This window comes from Moorena sp. SIO2C4 (genome assembly GCF_010672485.1).
Taxonomy (GTDB): domain Bacteria; phylum Cyanobacteriota; class Cyanobacteriia; order Cyanobacteriales; family Coleofasciculaceae; genus Moorena; species Moorena producens.
This window is the reverse complement of record NZ_JAAHGN010001153.1, coordinates 1-2,264: the sequence shown is the minus strand read 5'-3', so window position 1 is coordinate 2,264 and position 2,264 is coordinate 1. Positions and strand designations below refer to the sequence as shown.

The 2,264-nt window shown below is 45.6% G+C and carries 4 protein-coding genes; 1 reads left to right on the top strand and 3 read right to left on the bottom strand.

Annotated elements, in window-relative coordinates:
* Positions 1–79: 79 nt before the first annotated feature.
* The 3 genes from rsmG to F6K20_RS34895 all read right to left on the bottom strand — a co-directional run bounded on the left by rsmG (position 80) and on the right by F6K20_RS34895 (position 1,846).
* Complete coding sequence (gene rsmG / locus F6K20_RS34905; protein WP_008179760.1) at positions 80–826, bottom strand: 16S rRNA (guanine(527)-N(7))-methyltransferase RsmG; 747 nt, start codon at positions 824–826, stop codon at positions 80–82.
* A 93-nt stretch (positions 827–919) separates the two neighbouring features.
* Positions 920–1,198 (bottom strand): hypothetical protein, encoded by a 279-nt coding sequence (locus F6K20_RS34900; protein WP_287297865.1) that lies wholly within the window; start codon positions 1,196–1,198, stop codon positions 920–922.
* Positions 1,199–1,846, bottom strand: a complete 648-nt coding sequence (locus F6K20_RS34895; protein ID WP_008179764.1) for an ABC transporter ATP-binding protein — start codon at positions 1,844–1,846, stop codon at positions 1,199–1,201.
* A gap of 35 nt (positions 1,847–1,881) precedes the next feature.
* Between F6K20_RS34895 and F6K20_RS34890 the strand changes: the two genes are divergently transcribed.
* Complete coding sequence (locus tag F6K20_RS34890) at positions 1,882–2,085, top strand: hypothetical protein (protein WP_008179766.1); 204 nt, start codon at positions 1,882–1,884, stop codon at positions 2,083–2,085.
* Positions 2,086–2,264 lie beyond the last annotated feature (179 nt).

Genomic DNA, 2,264 nt, shown 5'->3' with positions numbered 1-2,264 from the left:
TCCGCTGACCGCTGACCGCTGACCGCTTACCGCTGACCGCTGACCGCTGACCGCTGACCGCTTACAAAAAATCTATCTTCTAATTCAAAGGGTCTTGTGCTGGTAATCCTACAGCACGGGGAAACTTAGCTACTGTTGGTGATAATACTTTCAAAAACAAACAATGACGAACACTATCACTCAAAGGCGTAGTAAATTTTTCAACTGATTCAATTCTTCCACCTAACTTTTTTACCGCTGGCTGTAAAGCTTCGGTTTCTTCATCTGTCCAATGACCACGATAGAGAATCGCCAAACCTCCCTGTTTCAGAAGTGGTAGAGCATATTCAGCACAAACAGAAGGGGCACTAACAGCACGAACTAGAGCAATATCGTAGGAGTGTCGATGCTGCTGCTTCTGTCCAATAGCTTCTGCTCTGCCAACTAAGGTTGTAACATTATTGATTTCCAACTGGGGGATTAAGGTTTGAAGAAAAGTAATTTTTTTGCGAGTGGAATCGAGTAAAGTAATAGCAGTATTAGGAAATGCGATCGCAACTGGTAATCCCGGAAATCCCGCCCCCGTTCCAATATCAATAATTCTCTGTCCTGGAGTTATAGACTGCCATATTGGAGCCAATCCTACCAAAGAATCCCACAGGTGCTTTTCCCAAAACTCCTCGGGAGCCGTAATCCGAGTTAAATTCAACTGGCGATTGCCTGACAAAATCCCTTCATATAGTTTCTGAAACAACTGTTGTTGTTCTGGAGCTGGCTGCCAATTTAGAGTTTCTTGCCAAACCTCTGTCATCTGTGGCAGCAATAAAACATTTTGGTCATTTGTCATTTTTTACTTTTAAAACTACTCAACACGTAAGCTTTCAGCTTTCAGTTATCAGCTTTCAGCTTTCAGCTTTCAGTTATCAGCTTATGGGTTAAGTCACAGCGTCGAAGCCTGTGCCACGCTACTTGAGGTGCTTTTGAATAAGCGATGCAGAGGTGCGACCCGTGGCGAATTTAATTCGACGACTGTAAACGCACCATTACGGTCTTGGGAGTTTCCCCCATGAGCGACTGCATCAAGACAACAGGTAAACATTCGTTTAATCTGAGTTACGTCTACTGACCGCTGACCGCTGACCGCTGACCGCTGACCGCTGACCGCTGACCGCTGACCGCTGACCGCTGATAGCTGACCGCTGATAGCTGTTGGCAACACTCATAACTCAGCACTAGCTAAATCAACAGCTTTTAATTCCCCTTGCTTAAGAGTCCAGCAGCGGTCAGCAATAGGCAGTAAATCCCTAGCATCGTGAGTCACCACTAGCAGTGTCCAGTGGGTTTTGAGTTTTGCCAGCAGATTAACTAACTGTCTTCGCATAGACCAGTCTAATCCAGCTGTTGGTTCATCCAACATCAGTATATGGGGTTGACGAATCAGTTGTACTGCCAGAGCAAGGCGTCGCTGCTGACCACCACTCATAGCATGGGGTGAAGTATGCAGGGGGAAATCAGCCAGTCCCACTTCCCCCAAAGCATCATAAACCCTCTGTGACCCCAACTCTGGATGTCCCATCCGCAATTCTTCCAGGATAGTCTTACCACAGAAATGCCGTTCTGGAAACTGAAACACTAATCCTGCCAGTTGGGGTAGGTGGTCGTTGGTGAGTTCAGTTTCTCCCCAAAAGATTTTTCCTGCCGTCGGCTGGGCTAATCCTGCCAAAATTTCCAATAATGTGCTTTTACCAGAACCACTAACACCAATCACTAGTCCTAATTCTTGTGGTGCTAGCTCTAGATTCAGACCCTTCAAGATCGGGGTGGAGCTAGCTGGTGGATGATAGGTTAAGTCTCTAAGATATAGCATTCCGTTCTGCCCACTCTTTCCCTTCTCCCAAAATTTTGGAGGTTTCAAAATTTCATAAACATTACTATCCTAACCACTCAGCTATCAGCTATCAGCTATCAGCTATCAGCTATCAGCTATCAGCTATCAGCTATCAGCTATCAGCTATCAGCTATCAGCTATCAGCTATTAGCTATCAGCTATTAGCCTTTGGCCTTTGGGGCACGCTACGGGAATGGCCACGCTACGGGAATGGCTGACGGCTGACTGCTGACTGCTGTTCGCGTAGCGTGCGCGTAGCGCATATGCTTACTTAGGGAGTAGCCAAAAAATAAAATACCAGATTTTAGCTTGTAGGGTGGGCAAAAACATTTTGGTTCAAATGAGTCTTATAGATAAGATAACTTTGCCCACCCTACTTTAATTGGTATTTTTTTTA